The following is a 20,188-nucleotide window of genomic DNA, read 5'->3' as shown; positions in this document are numbered from 1 at the left end:
CTCGGAGATATGGCAGATGGACCCTAACGATCACTCCGGCGACCACTACGGCAACGCTCCCGACGACGAAGTCGAACGCATCGTCGCGCAAGGTCCGCACGGCGCGATTGCCGTCGCGGGCGTCGCGGCCGTGGTGGTGCTGGCGATCTGGATCGGCTTCTACTTTCTCGTATTTGTGCCGCGCGGCGTCATTCACTGATCATGTCGACCCAACCCTCACATTCCCCGGATAGCGGCCATGGCGTCGCCGAGCGCTCCGAAAAGCGCTGGGCGTACTTCGTCATCGCGATCGTCCTGTTCATGCTCGTGGTCGTCGTGTACTCAGGGCTGCACTACGCGATGATGCCACCCTCGCGCGTCGAAACCATCGACCCGTCGCGTCTGCAGATGTCGGGGGAATTCGTCGAAAGCAATCTGGGCACAGGCGTCGATCCCGACGGTACGGTCGTCGTGCGCTTCATCGCGCAGCAATACTCGTTCACGCCGCAATGCCTGCTGGTGCCCGCCGGCACCGACATCACCTTCCGCACGACGAGCGCCGACGTCGTGCATGGCCTGCTCGTCACGGATACGAACATCAACACGATGGTCGTACCGGGCTACGTCGCGACGTTTTCCTCCTCCTTCGACAAACCCGCCGATCACCTGATGCCCTGCCACGAGTTCTGCGGCTTCGGCCATCAGACGATGTGGGCGCACGTGAAGGTAATCGACAAAGCTGCCTTCTTCGAACAGGCAAAACAACATCGGAGGCTCAGCTGTGTTTCACGCTAAGCGACTCGTTCTCGCGCACTTCTGGCTCGCGTTCATCGCGTTCGGAATCGCGCTGCTGCTCGGCGCATGGCAGATGCTCGTGCGCAGTCCGCTGCACCCGTGGATCGGTGAACCGGAGTTGTACTACCGCTCGGTGACGGCGCACGGCACCGTCATGGCCTACGTGCTGCCCACGCTCGTCGCAATGGGCTTCGGCTACGCGATCGTCGAACTGGCGCTGCAACAGGTGCTCGTCGGCCTGAAGTGGGCGTGGGCCGGATTCATCCTGCTCGTGGTCGGCGCGGTGATGGCGATGGTGCCCGTTGCGGCTGGCCAGGCGTCGGTGCTCTTCACCTTCTATCCGCCGATGATCGGCAGCCCGTTCTATTACCTCGGCGTCGTGCTCGTGGTGGTCGGCTCGTGGATCTGGGTCGCGCTGATGGGCGTCAACCTGCACGTCTGGAAGCGCGCAAATCCCGGGAAACCCGTGCCGCTAGCGATGTACGCCAACGTAGCGGGCGCGTACCTGTGGGCGTGGACCGCCGTGGGCGCCGCGCTCGAAATCCTGTTCCAGATTCTGCCCGTCGCGCTCGGCCTGAAATCGACCATCGACGCCGGCCTCGCACGCGTGCTGTTCTCGTGGACGCTGCACGCGATCGTCTATTTCTGGCTGGTGCCGTCGTATATCGCGTACTACACGCTGGTGCCGCGCGCGATTGGCGGCAGGCTCTACAGCGATTCGATGGCGCGGGTGTCGTTCATCCTGTTCCTTGTGTTCGCGATGCCGATTGGCATTCACCACCTGTTCGCCGATCCGCAGGTCGGCGCGGGCTTCAAGTTCGTGCACGCGGTGTTCACGGGCATGGTGTCGGTGCCGACGCTGCTCACCGTGTTCACGATCTGCGCATCGGTGGAAATCGCCGGGCGGCTGCGCGGCGGCAAGGGCGCATTCGGCTGGCTGAAAGCGCTGCCGTGGGACAACCCGATGATGCTCGTCATCGCGTTCTCGTTCATCATGCTCGGCTTCGGCGGCGCGGGCGGGCTCATCAACATGAGCTATCAGCTGAACGAAACCATCCACAACACGCAGTGGGTCACGGGGCACTTCCATCTGATCTTCGGCGGCGCGATCGTCATCATGTACTTCGCGATCGCGTATGAGTTGTGGCCGCAACTGACAGGCCGCGCGATCGGCTCGCTGCGCCTGATCCGCTGGCAGTTGTGGCTGTGGTTCATCGGCATGATGGTGGTGACGCTGCCGTGGCATTACGTCGGTTTGCTGGGCGCACCGCGCCGCATGGCTTACTACGACTACAGCAATCCCGCGATCGCGCCGCAAGCGGTCTGGGTCGCCGTGTCGGCGTTCGGTGGCCTGATTCTGGTGATCTCCGGGTTCCTGTTTCTTTACATTCTCGCGAAGGCGCAGTTCGGCGCGATCGAGCAGCCGAAGCAGTTCCGCTTCAGCGCGCCCGTGCATCCCGTCGAGCGCGTGCCCGCCGCGTTGAACAGCTTCGGCCTGTGGGTCGCGCTGATGATCGGCCTGACGATCGTCAACTACAGCGTGCCCATCGCGCAACTGCTCGGCTTGCAGCAGACTTCCGTGCCGGCCGTATCGGTGGGAGCGCGATCATGAGCGAAGAACGCGTCTTCAGCTTCAGCAACCGATGGTTCACGTCGAGCGTCGGCGGCGTGATCGTGATCGCCATCGTGGCGATGCTGATCGGCTTTATCTGGCTGCCGTCGAAGCATCCCGACTTCACGCAGCGCGGCTTATGGGCGACGATCTGCAGCGCAGCGGGCGCGCCGTCAAGCTGGTTCACGCAAAGCAACAACATCGCCGGCCCCGCGCCGAGCAACGTGCTCGTGCTGCCGCCTCTGCCGCCGTGGGGACGCACGCGTCCCAGCGCCGAATCGATCGGCCGTGGCGCTACGCTCGCGCAGAACTGCTCGATGTGTCATGGCGTCGAAAGCGTGATTCAGGTGACGGCGCCCGTGCTCGCGGGGCAATATGCGGACGTGGTCTACAAGCAGTTGCGCGACTATCAGAGCGGCCAGCGGGCGAACGCGATCATGCCGCCGATCATCGCGCGTCTGAACGATCGCGATCTGCACGACCTCGCGAATTACTATTCGACGCTGCCACGCCCCGCCGCCGTCGAACAGGCCACGGCCGAAGACGCGACCATCCGCAAGTTCGTCAACGAAGGCTCGCCGATGCGCAACATCGCGCCTTGCGCGGCCTGTCACGGCGACCGCGATCGCAAGGGCGCCGCGCCGTGGCTGGGCGGGCAGTCGTCTGTGTATATGGCGGCGCAACTACGCGCGTTCGCTAATGGCGACCGGCATAACGACATCAACGAACAGATGCGCAACGTCGCGCGCAACATGACGCCGGAGGAGATCGACGGGGTCGCGAAGTATTACGCTGAAAGGCAGCCTTAAAGCGTGACGTCGAAAGAGAAACGGCGGTGCAAGCGTGAAGGCTTGCACCGCCGTTTTGCGTTTTTACACGTAGCGCCCGAATGCACGGCGGCGCGATCTCAAGGCATAGCCAACACTACTTCGCCGGACTGACGGGAATTCATGCCCGCCACATTCGTGTGCGTCAACTTGATGTCGAGTCCAAACCCTTGACTCTCTTTTACATAGTCAGGGGCACGTGCCGGTTATCCTCGTTAGGCCAGTTCATCCGTGGTTATTTGGCTTACGTGGAGACAAATCGATGCGTAGAAACAAGTACAAGAAAATTATTCTCGTTGATCCGAGACTCAGTGCCTTCACCGATACCCGCCGGGAATCTCGGGAGGTCGCATGACAACGTCGAGACTCGTGGCAAAAGGCGACATGACGACGACCCAAGGCCGCGTCATGGGCGGATCGTCAACATGGTACGCAGACAGCGGTCAGGCATTTTCTCTTTACCACGACCTGGCAACATGCGGGAATTGCAACGGACTGTTTCCCATCTTGGGGAGCGCTCGAGACTGGATGGAAAACGGGAAGCCGATGGTAAAGCACATGGACCGAGTGCTGTGTCCATGTGGAAAAAACCGTGTACTTGCCAGCGGGGCTTCCTCGCTTTTGCACACGAGCGAAGCCGATGCAACGACGACGGGCAATGCCTCGTTCATATCAACAAGCTCGACGATCTGTGACGAACAGGTTCATGCCGTCGCCCGCATGGCGCTCGATTTCTACCCTTACTTCATCGAAACGGCAGACGGGAGAACTTTCTCGGGCTGCGTCACCGAAGGTGGCGACATGCCACGCGTTGCGACCAACACTGAGGCGGTCTATCACATCTATTGGGGCGACGAAGCGTTGGCCAGAGAACAAGGAATTGAATAATGCCGAACAGCAGAACCATCGTCAGAACGAATTCCACTCCGGGTTCCATCAAGGACGTGCAGCTACGCGTGCTCACCTTCCAGGAGTTGCGGGACAACTATCCATCGGGAAATCTATACGACAATTCGGCGTGCACGGATCAGTGCGCAATTCGCATGAGCGTGATGTTTCATCGTGTCGGCATCGAGATGAAGTCGTTTTCGGAAAAACTAGTCAGGCCCCTGTCGGATCAACCATCAATCGGGCGGATTATCCTCGACGGCAAAGCCACAGCGACTCGCGCCGACGAATTGGGGGAATGGCTGAAGTTGCAGCCGTTTGCGGGACTTCCAAAGGCCGAAGATATAACTGGCTCAGATTGGGAATCGAAGGTGAAGGGCCGCACGGGTATCGTTCAGTTCTCGCGTTATTGGACGCGCGCGGGTGAAACGACTTCTAATGCAAGCGGTGGCCACATCGACCTCTGGAATGGAGCACGCCTGACAATCAGCAGCGCGCCGGATGCCGTTGCAACGATTAGCCGCTATTTTGGCGGACAGTCGTTCTTTCCCGGAACGGATTTCGGCTGGTCCGACCTTCGGAACGCGAAGCAGATTCTGTTTTGGGAAATCAAATAATGCACCGATTCCTCGGGACCTTGGGGTTTGCTTTCGTAGGCTTGCTTAGTGTCCTTGCATGGTCCTCAATCGATACCCGGTTGTGTGACGCGTATGCCCGACCATGTATCCCGCGCGCTGGTGAGTGCGGGGGCGGATTAGACACTTGCCCTATCACGACTCAAGTGTTTGCCGAGTTCGCCTTACGTCGTGCATTGGCTTTCGACGTTCGTCGCAATGCGCGTCTTTCACATCTGAAATTTGAATCTTGAAAGCGAAATAGCCGCGCTCCAGCGCGGCTATTTCATTTGACGTGGATCGGCTTTCGATGCCCACGAATATCAGTCGCGCGCACTTCGGCCGCGATCGCCAACGTCAATCACGCAAGGCATGAGGTATGAACGGCGCTTCGGATTAACCCGCTTCCACCGCCTCCATCTGCAACGCCACTCCTTGCTTCTGCGTCGCAACCCGGCGCGCAGCACCCCGCGACGACGACGCCTGCCCGCTATCCGTCCTGAACACGGCCACCGCTGTCGTCAGCCGGCGCGCCTGCTCTTCGAGCGAACTTGCCGCTGCCGCCGCCTGCTCGACGAGCGCTGCGTTCTGCTGCGTCACTTCGTCCATCTGCGCGACGGCGAGATTCACCTGATCGATGCCCGTGCTCTGCTCGGTCGCGGCCTCGGCGATCTCGCTCATGATCGCGCTGACACGCGCGATTGCATCGACGATGTCCGTCATCGTCGAGCCTGAGCGCTGCACGAGATCCGCACCCGCCGTCACGCGCCCGTTCGATTCGCCGATCAGACCTTTGATCTCCTTCGCCGCTGCCGCGCTACGCTGCGCAAGCGAGCGCACTTCGCTCGCCACCACCGCAAAGCCGCGGCCTTGCTCGCCTGCGCGCGCCGCCTCGACGGCGGCGTTCAACGCGAGAATGTTGGTCTGGAACGCGATGCCTTCGATCACACCGACGATATCCGCAATACGCCGCGAGTCGTCGACGATCTTCTGCATCGTGCCGACCACCTGCTGCGTGAGATCGCCGCCCTGTGCCGCGAGCGTCGATGCGCCCTGCGCGAGCGAGCTGGCCTGCTTGGCGTTATCGGCCGTCTGCTTGACGGTCGACGTCAGCTCCTCGATGCTCGCCGCCGTTTCTTCGAGCGACGCGGCCTGCTCTTCCGTACGTTGCGACAGGTTCGTATTGCCCGCAGCGATTTCGCTCACGCCCGTATCGATCGAATCGGTACCGTGACGCACGGTGTTCACCGTCGCGATCAGCGACTCTTGCATCTTGCGCAGCGCCGCCGCGAGACGTCCCATTTCGTTGTCGCTAACGTTGTCGATGCGGCCCGTCAGATCGCCGTTCGCGATGCGCTGGAACTGCTCGATGGTGGCATCGACGGGGTGCACGATTGCGCGAACCATCATCATGCGTCCAAGCCACGCGAAGATCAGCGTAGCCGCCATGCCGATCGCGACCGCGACACTGATCGTGTAGAAGAGTTGCTGTGCTTCCTGGTAACGTTGCTCGGCGTGATCGAGCTGTAGCTTTTCGAGCGTCAGCATCGCCTTTTCATAAGCGCTGTAGAGCGGCGACAGCTTGTGCGCCTGAAGTTGCTGGAAGGCCGCCTTGTCGCCGGACTTGAGCGCGGCGAGCGCCGGTTCGGCGCCTTCGTGCAGGAACGCATCGCGCTTGTCCTGCATGTCCTTGATAAGACGCTGTTCGTCGGCGTCGTTGCTGGCCTTGCTGATGTAATGCGCGAGGCGTTCGTTCGACACCTTCTGGTACGTATCGAAACGCTTCAGCACCGCGTCGGCGCCTTCCTGATCGTTCAGTTCGATCAGCGAAGAATAGGTTGCCAGCGCGAGACGCAGGCGCAGCAGTTGGCCAGCGCTGCCTTCGAGATCCGCCACGGCGGGCGTGTCGACGGTGTACATCTGTTGCAGCGACGCATTGCTCTCACGCAGCGATAACAGCCCCGGCGCCGCGCCGATCAGCAATACCACGCCGAACAGCACGACCATTAACGTAAGGTATGCGCGAATCGAAAGACCTTTCAACATGAAGCATGTCTCCTATGGCCGCCTGACGGGAATTCCGGTTCCACGGCAGGCTTGCTGCGCCCAGGCCAATAGGCAAGGTCCGCAACCCGATTAAATTAAGCAAACGCACCACATTTTCAGTTACGGCTGATCCGAGGAAAACTTTATGGCCTGTCAGGTCGCTTTCGGCCGAAACGCTCGCAAATTGATCTGGCGCATAGACATGCGTCGTCTTGCTAAATATTTCTTCTCGCTATTTGGGTTTGGCGTACGTGATTTAACAATTCCGATCGACACTTGCCCGCGCTTCGAAGTTGTTGGACAGTAGCGAAGCGACGGCTACGCGGACCATGCTCATGCAAGAGATCTTGTCAGCGCTCTTGGTGTTCGCCCTGCTTCTGGCGGGAACAGGAGTCGGCTTTTTCGGCAAGGCATATCTGCCTGAAGAGCATCGCAGGCACGAGACGCTTCAGCTGATCCAGCTCGTGATGACGATGCTCGTGACGTTCGCGGCGCTGGTGCTGGGCTTGCTCACGGCCTCCGCGAAAAGCAGCTTCGACACCGTCGGCAACGACTTCCGCTCTTATGCCGCCGAGCTGATCCAGCTCGACATGGCGCTGCGCCAGTACGGTCCCGATGCGCAATACCCGCGCAAGCTGCTGCGCTCGTACACGGCGGCGGCGATCGCCGCGACGTGGCCCGGGGAGGACCCGCCGTCGGGCGACTATCCAAGGTTCAAGAGCGATCTGAGCCACGACAAGCTCGAAGACATCGGGCTCGGCGAAATGCTGAACGAATCGTTCGTCGCAGTGCGCAAGCTGCAGCCCATCGACAGCTACCAGCAGCACACGCAGGCCGAATGCATCGCGCGTTTTGAGCGCGTAATCCAGGCGCGCTGGACGTTGATCGAACAAGCGCATAGCTCGATCTCGAAGCCCTTTCTCACCACGCTCACCTTCTGGCTGATGATCATCTTTCTATGCTTCGGCATTGTCGCGCCTCGCAATGCGCTGGCGTTCGTGATGATCATGCTGGGTGCGGTGTCGATTGCATCGGCCGTGTATGTGATCGTCGATCTCGACACGCCGCTGACGGGCCCGATCGTGTCCTCCAGCGTGCCGATGCGCGATGCGCTCGCGCATCTCGACCGCGCTTTGGCGCGCCCCTCCGACGACCATTAGCCGGTTATCGACCGACCTTCAGCCGACCTTCAACCCGCCCGCCGCGTCGAAGATCTCGCGCAGCCATTGCGCGAACACCCGCACGCGTGACGACAACTGACGGCTTTGCGGATAGAGCACGGTGACGGGCATCGGCGGCGGCGGAAACTGCGGCAGCACGACGACGAGGCGGCCCGCGGCGAGTTCGCTCTCCACGCGATAGCGCGGCACCTGCACGAGACCGAGCCCAGCGACGGACGCACCCGTGTACAGATCGGTGCCCGTCACGGAAACGACCGCCTCGAGATTCACCTCGACGATGCGTTCATCGACGGTGAATTCGAGCGGCAGCGCGTTGCCCGTCGCGCTCGATATGTAATTGACGGCGCGATGCGTGGTGAGCGCGGCGAGATCGTCGGGCACGCCGTGCCGTTCCAGATACGCGGGACTCGCGACCGTTACCTGTTCGAGCCGCGCGACGCGCCGACCGACCATCGACGAATCCTGCAGATTCCCCGCGCGCAGCACGCAATCGACACCCTCGCGCACCAGATCGACCAGGCGGTCGTCTTCGCCGATATGCAACTCGATGCCCGGATAGCGCGCGAGAAAATCCGGCAGCGCGGGCACGATGAAGTGGCGCGCGAGCGTGCCTTGCAGATTCGCGCGCAGCAGACCTTTTGGCGCGGCGTCGCGAAACGAACCTTCCGCTTCCTCCATGTCCGCGAGCAGACGTACGCAGCGGCGGTAGTACGCTTCGCCGTCGTGCGTGAGGCGCACGGTGCGAGTCGTGCGTTCGAGCAGCCGCGCGCCGAGCCGTTGCTCCATCCGCTTCATCAGGTTCGTGACTGTGGCGCGCGGAATCTGCAGATCATCGGCGGCACGCGTGAAGCTCTGCCGCTCGGCGATGCGGACGAACACCTGCATTTCCTGAAAACGGTCCATGGCGGTACGCGGCGGCTGGCTTCCGCGTCATTGTTGAAGTGAATGGAATGATGATAACAACTTTCGGCTGATTATCTCTGCACCGAGATATCCGATCATCCTTCTCACGCACTCACCACTTCAAGGAATCGGATCATGAACAACGTCAAGAATGCACAGGTTGCGATCGTCACGGGCGCATCGCGGGGTATCGGCGCGGCAATCGCGCGGCGGCTCGCCAGCGACGGTTTTGCAGTCGTCGTGAACTATGCGGCAAGTTCGAAGGAAGCGGATACGCTCGTCGCCGAACTGAAGGCGCAGGGCGCAGCGGCGATTGCGGTGAAAGCGGACGTCTCGAACGCCGACGACGTGCGCCGCATGTTCGAAGCGACGGAACAGCAGCTCGGCAAGGTCGACGTGCTCGTCAACAACGCGGGCATCCTGAAAACGGTGCCGCTCGCCGAAACCAGCGACGCGCTCTTCGCGCAGACCTTCGATATCAACGTCCGCGGCACGTTCAACACGCTGCGCGAAGCAGCGACGCGGATGAACAACGGCGGACGCATCGTCAACTTTTCGAGCACGACGCTTGCGCTGAACATGCCGGGTTACGCGATCTACAACGCGACCAAGGCGGCCGTCGAATCGTTCACGCATGTGTTCGCGAAGGAATTGCGCGGGCGGAACATCACCGTCAATGCCGTGGCGCCGGGGCCCGTGGCGACGTCGCTGTTCCTCGACGGCAAGACGGACGAGCAGATTCAGGCGTTCGCGAAGATGCCGCCGCTGCAGCGCCTGGGACAGCCGGAGGATATTGCTTCAGTGGTCGCGTTTCTCGCGGGGACGGATGGGGCTTGGGTGAATGGGCAGATTCTGCGGGCGAATGGCGGAGTGGCTTGAAGCCCGGCGCCTGGCGCTTTACGCCTAATTTGCGTTTGCGATTCGGCCGAAACGTCGGCATGTAAAAAAACACCCCGCTCGGGAGCGGGGTGTTTTTGTGTTCGTTCGTCGACGCTTGCGGTCTGGGACGGTTCTAGAACGGAATATCGTCGTCCATCTCATCGAACCCGCCGCCGGCCGGCGCGCTCGGACGGCTCTGACCGCCGCCACCGCCGCCCGACACACGGCCAGCACCACCGCCGCCACCGCCCGACATGCGGCCGCCGCCGCCACCGCCGCGCTCCATCGATTCGCCACGGCTATAGCCGCCGTCATCGCCACCGCCGCCGCCCGCACCGCCACGGCCGCCGAGCATCTGCATCTGTTCAGCGACGATTTCCGTCGAGTAACGGTCGGTGCCGTCCTGCGCCTGATACTTGCGCGTGCGGATGCGGCCTTCGATATACACCGCCGAGCCTTTCTTCAGGTATTCCGACACAATTTCAGCCAGGCGCCCGAAGAACGAAATGCGGTGCCATTCCGTCATTTCCTTGAATTCGCCCGATTGCTTGTCTTTGTAGCGGTCGGTCGTGGCAAGGCGAATGTTCGCCACTGCGTCGCCGCTCGGAAGATAACGGACTTCCGGATCGGCACCCAGATTGCCGACGAGAATGACCTTGTTCACGGATGCCATGAGTTTCTCCTGTTGATTCCGTTGCAGGCGACGCGGCGCCGATGGCGCTTCGCGCCCCAGCCGCCTGTGTCAGTGAACGGAAAGCGCGCCGCTGCGCCCCGATTGACCGCCGCCTTGTAAATTCGTGCCGTAAAAGCTTTATGCCTTGCGTGGCGGCTGTTTCATGCTGGCCGCGATTATAAGCCAGCAAGCGACAAGCCCTGAGCATGCAAAAAACACGGCGCTCTGTCCATCGACTTTCAAAAGCCAGCCGCCGATCACGCCGCCCATTGCAAGGCCGATCGACTGCGTGGTGTTGTACACGCCCGCCGCCGCGCCCTTGCGGGTCCCCGGCGCCAGCTTCGACACCAGCGAAGGCTGCGAAGCCTCGAGAATATTGAAGCCGAGGAAGTAGACGAACAGAATCGCTGCCACAGTCAGAATGGTATGCGGTGCGATGCCGAGAAGTAACTGTCCGATCAGGATAAGACCAATCGCACCCAGCAGCACGGCCTTCATCTTGCCGCGCTTTTCCGCCGCGATAATTGCGGGGACCATCATCACGAACGCAAGGCCCATCACGGGCAGGTAAATCTTCCAGTGTGACGCGACGGGCAGGCCGCCCGCTTCCAGAATGCGTGGCACCACGAGAAACAGCGCCGTCTGCGTCGCGTGCAGCACCAGCACGCCGAAGTTCAGACGCAGCAGTTCCTTGTTGTGCAGGACTTCGTGGAACGGCGCGGGCACATGCACGGGCTTCGGCGCATCGGGCACGATCCACAGCACGACGCCGATCGCGAGAATCGAGAAAATGCCGACCAGCGTGAACAGCCCGCTCATGCCGAGGTAGTGGAACACGATCGGCGCGCCGACGATCGCCACCGCAAACGACACCCCGATCGAGCCGCCCACCATCGCCATGGCCTTGGTGCGATGCTCTTCCGCCGTCAAATCCGCGATGAACGCGATCACCGCCGACGACACCGCGCCCATCCCCTGGATCACGCGGCCGACGATGATCCACGTCATATCGTGCGCGAACGCGGCAACGAAGCTGCCGAGCGCGAAGATCAGCAGGCCCATCGCGATGACCGGCTTGCGGCCGATCATGTCGGAAACCCAGCCGTAGAAGATATACAGCAGCGACTGCGTCACGCCGTACGCGCCAAGCGCGATGCCGACCAGCAACACGTTGTCGCCGCCCGGAATCGTCTTCGCGTAGATCGAGAAGACGGGCATGATCATGAAGAGACCCAGCATGCGCAGCGCGAAGATCGCAGCAAGCGACACGGTCGCGCGCAACTCGGGCGCGCTCATGCGTGTGGAGGTGGCGGACGGATTGGACATCGGGAACGATTATTGAATGAACGGACAGCGAATCGCGTGGTAGCCCGCATGCACGACGCACGCGCAGTCTCCGACGCTGACCGAGCTTACAACGGGTGCCTGGCGCTTGCAGAAGGCGGAAATCGCCCTTACCTACGAGCCATTCCCCACAACGCTGAACCGCGAAAAAACGACGCTTTCGTCTTTGTCAGCACGCCGTTTGCGCGCTGTCAGGAAGCCGTAACGGCGGTCTGGAAAAGTCGTTATAGTAGCAGGTTTAGCCTTCTCCTCTTCCCGCCGGTTCATGGAACAAATCCGTATCCGTGGGGCTCGGACCCACAACCTGAAGAACGTCAATCTCGACTTGCCGCGTCACAAGCTGGTCGTGATTACCGGCTTGTCCGGCTCGGGCAAATCGTCGCTCGCCTTCGACACGCTCTACGCCGAAGGCCAGCGCCGCTATGTGGAGAGCCTGTCCGCGTACGCCCGGCAATTCCTGCAATTGATGGAAAAACCGGACGTCGATCTGATCGAAGGTCTGTCGCCCGCCATTTCGATCGAGCAGAAAGCGACTTCGCACAACCCGCGCTCGACAGTGGGCACGGTCACCGAAATCCACGACTACCTGCGACTTCTTTACGCACGCGTCGGCACGCCTTACTGCCCGGACCACGAAATTCCGCTGGAGGCGCAAAGCGTCTCGCAGATGGTCGACGCCGCGCTCGCGCTGCCTGAAGACACGCGGTTGATGATCCTCGCGCCCGTCGTCGCGAACCGCAAGGGCGAGCACACCGAGCTGTTCGAAGACATGCAGGCGCAGGGCTTTATCCGTTTTCGCGTGCGCTCGGGCGGCGGCACGGCGAACGAAGGCGTCGCGAAAATCTACGAAGTCGACTCGCTGCCGCAGCTGAAAAAGAACGACAAGCACACGATCGACGTCGTCGTCGACCGTCTGAAGGTGCGCGCCGACGCGAAGCAGCGTCTCGCGGAATCGTTCGAAACCGCGCTGCGCCTCGCCGACGGCCGCGCGATCGCGCTCGAAATGGACACCGACAAAGAGCATCTGTTCAGCTCGAAGTTCGCCTGTCCGATCTGCTCGTACTCTTTGCAGGAACTGGAGCCGCGCCTCTTTTCGTTCAACAATCCGATGGGCGCGTGCCCGGAGTGCGACGGCCTCGGCCAGATCACGTTCTTCGATCCGAAGCGGGTGGTCGCGCATCCGTCGCTGTCGCTCGCGGCGGGCGCCGTGAAGGGCTGGGACCGGCGCAACCAGTTTTACTTCCAGATGCTGCAAAGCCTCGCGGCATTCTTTGAATTCGACATCGACACCGCGTTCGAAGATCTGCCGGAAAACGTGCGCAATATCCTGCTGTACGGCTCGGGCAAGCAGACGGTGCCGTTCTCGTACATCAACGAGCGCGGCCGCACGTCGGTGCGCGAGCACGTGTTCGAAGGGATCATTCCGAATCTGGAGCGGCGTTATCGCGAGACGGATTCCGTCGCGGTGCGCGAGGAACTGGCGAAGTATCAGAACAACCAGGCGTGTCCTTCATGCGAAGGCACGCGTTTGCGCCGCGAAGCGCGTTTCGTGCGCATCGGCGCGGATAGCGACGCGCGCGGCATCTTCGAAGTCAGCGGCTGGCCGCTGCGCGACACGCTCGGCTATTTTCAGACGCTGCGGCTCGAAGGCTCGAAGCGCGAAATCGCCGACAAGGTCATCAAGGAAATCGTCGCGCGTCTGATGTTCCTGAACAACGTCGGGCTCGATTATCTGTCGCTCGAACGCAGCGCCGAAACGCTGTCGGGCGGCGAGGCGCAGCGCATCCGGCTCGCGTCGCAGATCGGCTCGGGGCTGACGGGCGTCATGTACGTGCTCGACGAACCGTCCATCGGCCTGCATCAGCGCGACAACGACCGCCTTATCTCGACGCTCAAGCATCTGCGCGATCTCGGCAATTCGGTGATCGTCGTCGAGCACGACGAAGACATGATCCGTATGGCCGACTACGTCGTCGATATGGGGCCGGGCGCGGGCGAGCACGGCGGCATGGTGATCGCCGAAGGCACACCTGACGAAGTGCAGGCAGATCCCGCGTCGATGACGGGCCAGTATCTCGCGGGCGCGCGGCGCATCGAATTCCCCGACGACCGCAAACAGCCCGACGAGCGCCATCTGCGTATCGTCGAGGCATACGGCAACAACCTGCGACACGTGACGCTCGATCTGCCCGTCGGCCTTCTGACCTGCGTGACGGGCGTGTCGGGCTCGGGCAAGTCGACGCTGATCAACGACACGCTGTATCACGCCGTCGCGCAGCACCTGTATGGTTCATCGGCCGAGCCGTCGCCGTTCGAGGCGATCGAAGGTCTCGAGCATTTCGATAAGGTCATCAACGTCGACCAGTCGCCAATCGGCCGCACGCCGCGCTCGAATCCTGCCACGTACACGGGTCTCTTTACGCCGATCCGCGAACTGTTCGCGGGCGTCCCCGCCGCGAAAGAACGCGGCTACGATCCGGGCCGCTTCTCATTCAACGTGAAGGGCGGGCGCTGCGAATCGTGCCAGGGCGACGGCGTGCTGAAAGTCGAAATGCACTTCCTGCCCGACGTGTACGTGCCGTGCGACGTCTGCCACGGCAAGCGCTACAACCGTGAAACGCTCGATATCCAGTACAAGGGCAAGAACATCAGCGAAGTGCTGGAGATGACAGTCGAGCACGCGTACGACTTTTTCAAGGCGGTGCCCGTCGTCGCGCGCAAGCTGAAAACGTTGCTGGACGTGGGTCTCGGCTATATCCGTCTTGGCCAGTCGGCGACCACGCTGTCGGGCGGTGAGGCGCAGCGCGTGAAGCTGTCGCTGGAACTGAGCAAGCGCGATACGGGTCGCACACTGTATATCCTCGACGAGCCGACTACGGGTTTGCACTTCCACGATATCGCGCTGTTGCTCGAAGTGATCCATCGGTTGCGCGATCAAGGAAATACCGTGGTCATCATCGAGCATAATCTCGATGTGATAAAAACTGCCGACTGGGTCATCGATCTCGGTCCCGAAGGCGGCGCCGGCGGCGGTCAGATCATCGCGCAAGGCACGCCGGAGCAGATTGCGAAGTCGAAGGCAAGTTTTACCGGACGGTATCTCGCGCCGCTGCTGCAGCGCGACAAGGCGGCAGACGAAGCGGCAGCAGGCGCGGACTATGCGAAGCAGGTGGACAGCGAAGAATCTGACGACGAAGCGGAGGCAACTGTCATCGAAGGCGCTGCAGAATCGGCGAAACCGGCCGTAAAACCGGCAAGGTCGAAAAAGGCCGTTGCCGCAGACGCCCCGAAACCAGCATCGAAATCGACAGCGAAACCAGCGGCAGGAACAGCAAGAGCAACGGGCAAGGCACCGGCGAAGGCCGGTAAGCCGAGCGTCAAAACCTGAGGTTGGAGACTATAAAAGCCATGGCCAAGCGTAATCCGGCCCGTGATGACGGGCAGGTGCAGGATCTGCGCCCTCGCCCGGTCAGGCTGACCAGCGACATGAGCCTGCCGAAACTGTCGGCGGTCGAAATAGGCAGCTACATTGTCGCGCTCCTTGCGATGTGGGCGGTACTCGAACTCAAGCTGCTAGGCGCGCTGCTCGCCGGCATGCTCGTGTTCCAGCTCGTCCACACGCTCGCGCCGCGCATCGAAAAACACATGTCGAGCGGGCGCGCGCGCTGGCTCGCAGTGGTGATTCTCTCCGCGGTGATCGTCGGCGTGCTGACAGGCTTCACCGTCGCCATCATCGATCACTTCGAGAATGACGTGCCCAGCGTGCAGAAGCTGCTCGACCAGGCGATGTCGCTGATCGATCAGGCGCGCGGCCGTCTGCCGCAGTTCATCGCGCAGAACCTGCCCGTTTCCACCGAGCAGATGAAGGAAAAAGCCACCGTGCTGATGCAGACGCACGCGAGCACGCTGTCGCAAGGCGGCAAGAACGCGGCGCGCATCTTCACGCATGTGCTGATCGGCATGATCATCGGCGCAATCATCGCGGTCGGCGCGACCCGACATATGCAGCGGCTGCCGCTGTCCACAGCCTTCATCACGCGCGTCAGCCGTTTTGCCGACGCGTTCCGCCGCATCGTGTTCGCGCAGGTGAAGATCTCGGCGATCAACACCGTGTTCACGGGCATTTTCCTGTTGCTGCTGTTGCCGCTCTTTCACGCGCCGCTGCCGATGGCGAAGACGCTCGTCATCATCACGTTCATCGTCGGTCTGCTGCCCGTGATCGGCAATCTGATATCGAATACGCTGATCGTGGCTGTGGCGCTCTCGGTGAGCTTCCCGGCTGCGGTGACGGCGCTGATCTTCCTGATCCTGATCCACAAGCTGGAGTATTTCCTGAACGCGCGCATCATCGGCGGACAGATCGAGGCACGCGCGTGGGAACTGCTGATCGCCATGCTCGTGATGGAAGCCGCGTTCGGTATTCCGGGCGTGATCGCCGCGCCGATCTTCTATGCGTACATCAAGCGCGAACTGATCTATCTGCGGCTCGTGTAACGCGACGAATGGGGTGCACGGGGCGAGCACACCAACACAAAGGGCGACCGCAAGGCCGCCCTTTTCATATCCGCAATCCTCGACGACTCAGAAGTCGATGCGCGCGTTGAGCGACAGCGTGCGCGGATCGCCCGGCGAGATGTAGTCCGCGTACTGGTACTCCCAGTAGCGCTTGTTCATGATGTTGTCGATGGCGGCGCGCAAGGTCACGCCATAGCCACCGATCTTCGTCGCATACGTCGCACCGACGTTGAACAGCGTATAGCCGCCCGCCGTCAGATCGCCAGACGGACGCACGGTCGTGTTGCCGGTGAACTTCGCGTCGGCGCCGAGCTTCAGCCCCGGCACATACGGCACGTTGTACGTCGCGTGAGCGGCCGCGACGAAGCCCGGCGCGCCCGCCACGCGATTGCCGTCGAAAGACGAGCCGCGCTCGTACTTCGTGTGCAGCCACATCAGATCGCCGCCGATCGTCCAGTTCGAGCCGAGCCGCACGTCCCCGCCCGCTTCGACGCCTTCGAAGATCGACTCGCCATCCTGCACGTAGACATTCGCGCTGTTCGCGTACTCGGCGCCGCGCTCGATGCGGAACAGCGCCGCACTCGCGCTCCAGCGCGCGTGCTCGCTCTTGATGCCGACTTCGTACTGCTTGCTGCGCAGCGGGTTGAGCATCTGACCGGCATTCGCATAGGTAAAGTCGACGATCGAGCCCGCTTCTAGCGATTCGACGTAGCTTGCGTAGACCGTCGTGGTCGGCGCGAGCTTGAACATCAGCGCAACCGACGGCGTGAGCACGCCGCTCTGACTGTAGTGCGAGCTGGTCGCCCCCGCCAGCGTGTAGCCGTTCTGCTCGTAGTTCGTGTAACGCACGCCGCCGAGCACCGACCAACGTTCGGTCAGCTGGATCGTGTCGCTCGCGAACAGCGCTTTTTGCGTGATGTCGCCGGCGCGATACGTCGTCAGTCCTTGCGGGCTGTAGAACAGGTTCGTATTCGGCCTATAGATGTTGCCCGTGCCGATGAACTCGTACGCGCTAGTCGCTTCGTATTCGTTCACCTGCTTTTGCCACGCTGCGCCGAATACCAGTTGATGCTGGAACGGCCCCGTCTTCACGTTGCCTTCGATCATCGCCTGCCACAAGCTCAGCCGATGCCCTTCCTTGCCGGCGTATCGGTAATCGGTGTAGTCGCCTGACGGGTTCTCCAGAAAGAACGTGCTTTCGTTGCGATCGCGGAAGCTCTTGCTGAAGCTGTACGTGAGGCTCGCGGTCCAGTCCGGGCTCAGGTTGTAATGCAGGCCCGCCGTGTACATCTGGAGATTCGTATTCAGATGCTGCGACGCGTTGCCGAGGTTGCTGGTTGAGCCGCTGAGGGTCGTCGGCAGCGATGCGCCGGTGTACTTCGCCGTCGAGATCGAACCGCCTTGCCCCGTCGTGCGCTGATCCTGGTAGAGCGCGCCAAATGTCGCCGTCAGATCACGCGTGATGCGGGCATCGAGCGCGAACGAAAACGCGTCGCGCCGGACGTTGCCGTCGTTATACGTCTGCCCTTCTTCGTGCGTCGCGTTCAAGCGATAGCCAAACATGCTGTCCGGGCCGATCCGGCCACCGAGATCCGCGTGCTCGGCCCACACGCCGTTTGTCCGATAGCCGACATCGACGCTGCGAATGGGCGTATCGGTACGCGGCGGCTGCTTCGTCACATAGTTGACGACGCCACCCGGCGCGCCGAAGCCATACATGAAACCGGACAGACCCTTCAGCAACTGGACGCTTTCCAGTTGCTCGTACGGCATCGTGATGCCGTAGCTGTTGAACGGCAATCCGTCGATCTTGAAGCCGTTCTGCCAGTCGAGCTGCATGCCGCGCACGCTCACATACGTCGCCCACGCGTTGTACGGATTGCCGTTGTCCGAGACGGATGCGTCGTGCGCGAACACGTCGCCGAGTTTTTGCGGCTGCATGTCTTGCAGTTGCTGGCTCGTAACGATCGTCGTCGAGAACGGCGTGTCGAGTTGCGTACGCGTGCCGAGCGCGCCGCTGCTGACGTCGTCGTTCAGATGCTGCAGCGAGTCCTGCGCGGCCGTCACCTTGACGACGGGCAGCGCCTTGTCGGAAGTGGTGTCGTCGGCTGTGCTCGCGGATGTCGCCGCGCCATTCGCATCGCCCGTTGCCGCCGACTGCGCCAGCACGCTCTGGCTCGCGGCGAACGCCAGCATGACCGCGAAACGAATCGCGCCGACGGTTGGCGCCTTGGCGCGTTTTCGATGATGCTCACTCACCCGTTGCACAGCAGTTTTTGTCATCTGGTTCCCGACAGTGACGTCAGAAATGCCTCTCAATGAGAATCATTCCTATTTAAAGAGGACCGGATGATGTCAGGAACCGTCGGTTTTCTGTAAACATTTAAGCGCGACATTTTGTCGCATCGCGAAATGGCCAGAAACGATGAAACCGCGCGGCGGTTCGGTTCGCCGCGCCGGATGCCGCTTCATGTGGACATAAACGTCAACTGTCCTTACGAAGCTCTTGCGGCATCCTCGTTCGCCCCATAAGATGCGAATAGTTCTTATTCGCAAGGCATCACGTCGTCATGTCCGAGATTTTTCCGCCGTCCACGGCCGTCGCCTTCGACGGGAGCCGCGCATGAGACCCGTGCTCGTGCGTTTGCATCGCTGGTTTGGCATCGGCATCGCGCTGTTTTTGTTCGTCGCGGGACTGACGGGTGCGTTGATCGCGTGGGATCACGAACTCGACGCGATGCTCAATCCGACCCTCTTCTATGCGCGCAGCGACGCGCAGCCGCTGCCGTCGCTGGTACTCGCGCGCCGCGTCGAAGCGAGTGATCCACGCCTTCAGGTAACCTATCTGCCGCTATCCGTCGAACCGGGCCACGCGTTGCAGATGATGGTGCTGCCGCGCGTCGACCCGAAAACGAACCAGCCGTACACGCTCGACTTCAACCAGATCGCCGTCGATCCCGCGACAGGCGCAATCCAGAGCCGCCGCGAATGGGGCGCGCTGTCGGTCGCGCGGCTAAATCTGATGCCGTTCATCTACAAGCTGCACTACACGCTGTTCCTGCCGTTCATGGGCGGCATCGACATTGGCACGTGGCTGATGGGTATCGTCGGGATCGTGTGGATTTTTGATAGCGTGATCGCGCTCGTGCTGTCGTTCCCGAGCATGAAGGCGTGGAAGAAGTCGTTCGCGTTTCGTGTGCGGCGCGGCGGCTACGCGCTCACATTCGACTTGCACCGCTCGGGCGGCGTCTGGATCTGGGGATTGCTGCTGATGATGGCGGTGACGTCGGTATCGATGAATCTGCCGGGTCCTGTCGTGCAGCCCGTCGTCAAGTTCTTCTCGACGCTCACGCCGACGCCGTTCACCGATCCGTCGTTGTTGCCCAACGCGAAACCCAACGAAGCACCGATCGCGCGCGAAGCGATTCTCCAGCAAGCGATCCAGGCGCGCGCGGACAAGCACATCGAAGCACCGCCGGGCGCGATCTACTACGCGCCGATGTTCCATGTGTACGGCATCGGCTATTTCAGTGCCGGTGACGATCACGGCGACGGCGGCCTCGGCAACGCGTGGACGTACTGGAACGCGCAGAATGGCCAGCCGCTAGGCGCGCAGATTCCCGGCACGGGGACAGCAGGCGACCTCTTCATGCAGGCGCAATTCCCGCTGCATTCGGGGCGCATTCTCGGCGTCGGCGGGCGAATCCTCATCAGTTGTGTCGGCGTGATGGTCGCCGTGCTGAGCGCAACAGGTCTCTTGATCTGGCTGAAGAAGCTGAACGCGCGCCGCCAGGCGTCGAGCGTACGCAAAACAAAGACGCGCGTCGTTCAGACGCAGACGGAAAGCGCGGCTTCGCGCTAACGCATTACTCGTCTCGCCAAATAAAAAACCGGCGCTGCCGATCACGACACGCGCCGGTTTCAAGCAAAAC

General features: G+C 61.7%; 16 protein-coding genes. 11 read left to right on the top strand and 5 right to left on the bottom strand.

The genetic code is table 11. The features are described 5' to 3' along the window. Nucleotides 1–16: 16 nt before the first annotated feature. From H1204_RS01825 to H1204_RS01800, 6 genes are all read left to right on the top strand, one after another. Entirely contained in the window at nucleotides 17–199 is a 183-nt protein-coding gene (locus tag H1204_RS01825) for a hypothetical protein (RefSeq protein ID WP_180729569.1), read from the top strand. A gap of 2 nt (nucleotides 200–201) precedes the next feature. Then, nucleotides 202–774: a cytochrome C oxidase subunit II gene (locus tag H1204_RS01820; protein WP_180729568.1), complete on the top strand. Its 573-nt coding sequence runs from the start codon at nucleotides 202–204 to the stop codon at nucleotides 772–774. After that, complete coding sequence (locus tag H1204_RS01815; RefSeq protein ID WP_180729567.1) at nucleotides 761–2,386, top strand: b(o/a)3-type cytochrome-c oxidase subunit 1; 1,626 nt, start codon at nucleotides 761–763, stop codon at nucleotides 2,384–2,386. Before H1204_RS01820 ends, H1204_RS01815 begins: the two co-directional genes overlap by 14 nt. Beyond that, nucleotides 2,383–3,195: a c-type cytochrome gene (locus tag H1204_RS01810; RefSeq protein ID WP_180729566.1), complete on the top strand. Its 813-nt coding sequence runs from the start codon at nucleotides 2,383–2,385 to the stop codon at nucleotides 3,193–3,195. Before H1204_RS01815 ends, H1204_RS01810 begins: the two co-directional genes overlap by 4 nt. 369 nt (nucleotides 3,196–3,564) lie before the next feature. Next, the gene (locus H1204_RS01805) at nucleotides 3,565–4,101 is read left to right on the top strand and encodes a PAAR domain-containing protein (RefSeq protein WP_180729565.1); all 537 of its coding nucleotides are present in this window, start codon (nucleotides 3,565–3,567) and stop codon (nucleotides 4,099–4,101) included. Continuing rightward, a complete protein-coding gene (locus tag H1204_RS01800; protein WP_180729564.1) occupies nucleotides 4,101–4,718 on the top strand; it encodes a type VI secretion system amidase effector protein Tae4 in 618 nt (205 codons plus the stop codon). Before H1204_RS01805 ends, H1204_RS01800 begins: the two co-directional genes overlap by 1 nt. A gap of 393 nt (nucleotides 4,719–5,111) precedes the next feature. Here H1204_RS01800 and H1204_RS01795 read toward each other — a convergent pair whose 3' ends face one another. Next, nucleotides 5,112–6,761, bottom strand: coding sequence for a methyl-accepting chemotaxis protein (locus tag H1204_RS01795; protein ID WP_180729563.1), 1,650 nt, complete (start codon nucleotides 6,759–6,761; stop codon nucleotides 5,112–5,114). 335 nt (nucleotides 6,762–7,096) lie between these two features. Between H1204_RS01795 and H1204_RS01790 the strand changes: the two genes are divergently transcribed. After that, nucleotides 7,097–7,921, top strand: a complete 825-nt coding sequence (locus tag H1204_RS01790; RefSeq protein WP_180729562.1) for a hypothetical protein — start codon at nucleotides 7,097–7,099, stop codon at nucleotides 7,919–7,921. Between the two features lie 18 nt (nucleotides 7,922–7,939). On the opposite strand, the gene H1204_RS01785 is transcribed toward H1204_RS01790, so the two are convergent. Further along, a complete protein-coding gene (locus H1204_RS01785; protein WP_180729561.1) occupies nucleotides 7,940–8,845 on the bottom strand; it encodes a LysR family transcriptional regulator in 906 nt (301 codons plus the stop codon). A gap of 135 nt (nucleotides 8,846–8,980) precedes the next feature. Here H1204_RS01785 and H1204_RS01780 point away from each other — a divergent pair, with 135 nt between their 5' ends. Beyond that, on the top strand, nucleotides 8,981–9,724 hold the full coding sequence (locus tag H1204_RS01780; protein ID WP_180729560.1) for an SDR family oxidoreductase: 744 nt from the start codon (nucleotides 8,981–8,983) through the stop codon (nucleotides 9,722–9,724). Between the two features lie 133 nt (nucleotides 9,725–9,857). On the opposite strand, the gene H1204_RS01775 is transcribed toward H1204_RS01780, so the two are convergent. Both H1204_RS01775 and H1204_RS01770 read right to left on the bottom strand, forming a co-directional pair. Further along, nucleotides 9,858–10,397: a single-stranded DNA-binding protein gene (locus H1204_RS01775; RefSeq protein ID WP_180729559.1), complete on the bottom strand. Its 540-nt coding sequence runs from the start codon at nucleotides 10,395–10,397 to the stop codon at nucleotides 9,858–9,860. Nucleotides 10,398–10,535: 138 nt separating this feature from the next. Further along, nucleotides 10,536–11,723, bottom strand: a complete 1,188-nt coding sequence (locus H1204_RS01770; RefSeq protein WP_180729558.1) for an MFS transporter — start codon at nucleotides 11,721–11,723, stop codon at nucleotides 10,536–10,538. A gap of 283 nt (nucleotides 11,724–12,006) precedes the next feature. Here H1204_RS01770 and uvrA point away from each other — a divergent pair, with 283 nt between their 5' ends. Further along, a complete protein-coding gene (gene uvrA / locus H1204_RS01765; protein ID WP_180729557.1) occupies nucleotides 12,007–15,129 on the top strand; it encodes an excinuclease ABC subunit UvrA in 3,123 nt (1,040 codons plus the stop codon). 20 nt (nucleotides 15,130–15,149) lie between these two features. Next, complete coding sequence (locus tag H1204_RS01760) at nucleotides 15,150–16,235, top strand: AI-2E family transporter (RefSeq protein ID WP_180729556.1); 1,086 nt, start codon at nucleotides 15,150–15,152, stop codon at nucleotides 16,233–16,235. Between the two features lie 87 nt (nucleotides 16,236–16,322). Here H1204_RS01760 and H1204_RS01755 read toward each other — a convergent pair whose 3' ends face one another. Then, a complete protein-coding gene (locus H1204_RS01755) occupies nucleotides 16,323–18,452 on the bottom strand; it encodes a TonB-dependent receptor (RefSeq protein WP_180730838.1) in 2,130 nt (709 codons plus the stop codon). A gap of 427 nt (nucleotides 18,453–18,879) precedes the next feature. Between H1204_RS01755 and H1204_RS01750 the strand changes: the two genes are divergently transcribed. After that, nucleotides 18,880–20,118: a PepSY-associated TM helix domain-containing protein gene (locus H1204_RS01750; RefSeq protein ID WP_180729555.1), complete on the top strand. Its 1,239-nt coding sequence runs from the start codon at nucleotides 18,880–18,882 to the stop codon at nucleotides 20,116–20,118. Nucleotides 20,119–20,188 lie beyond the last annotated feature (70 nt).

It is taken from the genome of Paraburkholderia sp. PGU19 (assembly GCF_013426915.1).
In the GTDB taxonomy this organism is placed as follows: domain Bacteria; phylum Pseudomonadota; class Gammaproteobacteria; order Burkholderiales; family Burkholderiaceae; genus Paraburkholderia.
The sequence above is the reverse complement of the archived record's forward strand: the minus strand, read 5'-3'. Positions and strand labels throughout refer to the sequence as shown.

Excerpts from the sequence above, each read along its gene's own strand:
- H1204_RS01795 (WP_180729563.1), bottom strand. The coding sequence starts at position 6,761 with ATGTTGAAAGGTCTTTCGATTCGCGCATACCTTACGTTAATGGTCGTG.
- H1204_RS01780 (WP_180729560.1), top strand. The coding sequence starts at position 8,981 with ATGAACAACGTCAAGAATGCACAGGTTGCGATCGTCACGGGCGCATCG.
- H1204_RS01755 (WP_180730838.1), bottom strand. The coding sequence starts at position 18,452 with ATGCTGGCGTTCGCCGCGAGCCAGAGCGTGCTGGCGCAGTCGGCGGCA.
- H1204_RS01785 (WP_180729561.1), bottom strand. The coding sequence starts at position 8,845 with ATGGACCGTTTTCAGGAAATGCAGGTGTTCGTCCGCATCGCCGAGCGG.
- H1204_RS01820 (WP_180729568.1), top strand. The coding sequence starts at position 202 with ATGTCGACCCAACCCTCACATTCCCCGGATAGCGGCCATGGCGTCGCC.
- H1204_RS01825 (WP_180729569.1), top strand. The coding sequence starts at position 17 with ATGGACCCTAACGATCACTCCGGCGACCACTACGGCAACGCTCCCGAC.
- H1204_RS01800 (WP_180729564.1), top strand. The coding sequence starts at position 4,101 with ATGCCGAACAGCAGAACCATCGTCAGAACGAATTCCACTCCGGGTTCC.
- H1204_RS01750 (WP_180729555.1), top strand. The coding sequence starts at position 18,880 with ATGAGACCCGTGCTCGTGCGTTTGCATCGCTGGTTTGGCATCGGCATC.
- H1204_RS01805 (WP_180729565.1), top strand. The coding sequence starts at position 3,565 with ATGACAACGTCGAGACTCGTGGCAAAAGGCGACATGACGACGACCCAA.
- H1204_RS01810 (WP_180729566.1), top strand. The coding sequence starts at position 2,383 with ATGAGCGAAGAACGCGTCTTCAGCTTCAGCAACCGATGGTTCACGTCG.
- H1204_RS01775 (WP_180729559.1), bottom strand. The coding sequence starts at position 10,397 with ATGGCATCCGTGAACAAGGTCATTCTCGTCGGCAATCTGGGTGCCGAT.
- H1204_RS01760 (WP_180729556.1), top strand. The coding sequence starts at position 15,150 with ATGGCCAAGCGTAATCCGGCCCGTGATGACGGGCAGGTGCAGGATCTG.
- H1204_RS01790 (WP_180729562.1), top strand. The coding sequence starts at position 7,097 with ATGCAAGAGATCTTGTCAGCGCTCTTGGTGTTCGCCCTGCTTCTGGCG.
- H1204_RS01770 (WP_180729558.1), bottom strand. The coding sequence starts at position 11,723 with ATGTCCAATCCGTCCGCCACCTCCACACGCATGAGCGCGCCCGAGTTG.
- uvrA (WP_180729557.1), top strand. The coding sequence starts at position 12,007 with ATGGAACAAATCCGTATCCGTGGGGCTCGGACCCACAACCTGAAGAAC.